Source organism: Streptococcus sp. GMD1S (assembly GCF_000296875.1).
GTDB lineage: Bacteria > Bacillota > Bacilli > Lactobacillales > Streptococcaceae > Streptococcus.
The window spans coordinates 1-1,127 of record NZ_AJQY01000166.1 but is presented as its reverse complement, the minus strand read 5'-3'; the positions used below and the strand labels follow the sequence as shown (position 1 = coordinate 1,127).

At 37.8% G+C, this 1,127-nt stretch carries 1 protein-coding gene and 1 riboswitch; the gene reads right to left on the bottom strand.

The genetic code is table 11. From position 1 onward, the window contains the following. Positions 1–155: 155 nt before the first annotated feature. Entirely contained in the window at positions 156–824 is a 669-nt protein-coding gene (locus tag GMD1S_RS08000; RefSeq protein ID WP_000449807.1) for a TenA family protein, read from the bottom strand. Between the two features lie 216 nt (positions 825–1,040). Further along, a riboswitch (TPP riboswitch) is annotated at positions 1,041–1,127 on the bottom strand. This riboswitch is flagged as partial in the annotation.

Here is a 1,127-nt window from a genome sequence, read left to right as displayed (position 1 = left end):
CATCTCAGCCTAAGGCACCCCAAATGTCTTTATTATTTTATTACTGGACCAGTATAACAGAATTTGAAAGCCCTAGCAAGATATTTGACTGGAAAATATATTTATATAGTTTGTTTGTTCATTCTTTTAATCTACATAAAAGTATTGAATCTGTCCTATAATTCATAACCGATATTAAAAAAGGCTAATTCTAAAGCAACTGCTTGATTCCAGCGTTCCTGAAGTTCTGTCAAATCTTCTCTACCTTTCCCGACACGATTGAGTTCGTCAACCAGAAATTGAACCCACTCTGTAAAGAAAGGACCTCTGTGGAGATTAATCCATTCCAAATGAATATAGGCTTCAGGTAGTGCCAAATCTTTAGAACCCCAGTCTAAATAGAGACCTTCTGCAATGACCAGCATGACCAAAAGATGAGCATAGTCTGATGAAGTCACAGCAGAATACATTAGCTCCTGAAACGCTTTTGTTATAGGGTGCAAGGTCACTTCTAGATAGTCATTCTCTGCTACTTTTAACTCTTTGAAAGCCTTTTGGAAATAACCATCTTCATCTGCTTCAAGAAAGCCTAATTGCTTGGCAAAACGAAGTTTGGATTCAAGCTGGTCTGCGTGAGCTACACAGGCACCCAGCATGGATAAGAAGGCATCAAAGAAATGATAATCCTGAATCAGGTAGTCTTTAAAGACCTTATTCTCAATTGTCCCCGCAAAAAGTTCCTTAACAAAACGATGATTGATTGCAGCCTGCCAATCCTTCTGATTGCTTTTTAATAATTCTCCAACGGTCAAACCCGGCTCAAATGCATAGTCTTGTGTTTCCATATTTACTTTTCCTCTCTTTACTCGTTCGTAATCAACAAAATACCAAGAAAATCCTAGTTTTACTTGACCTTTTTAAAGAAAAGTGGGGCATTCTAGGAGAGCTACCGAAAGACTTGCCGTCAAGCCTATCCTCTTTTGATAAACAAAAAAACTCCAATTACAAACGAGAATTAGAGTTTAGCTTACAAGATTAAACAGTTTCTTTCGACATACGAAAAAAACCTTTTCACATTTCCCTTCGCCAGTCTTAACTGTATCAGGTTCAATGGGTATCATCTCAGCCTAAAGCACCCCAAATGTCTT

Bases quoted from the DNA above. Each gene is read 5' to 3' on its own strand.
- GMD1S_RS08000 (WP_000449807.1), bottom strand. From the start codon at position 824: ATGGAAACACAAGACTATGCATTTGAGCCGGGTTTGACCGTTGGAGAA.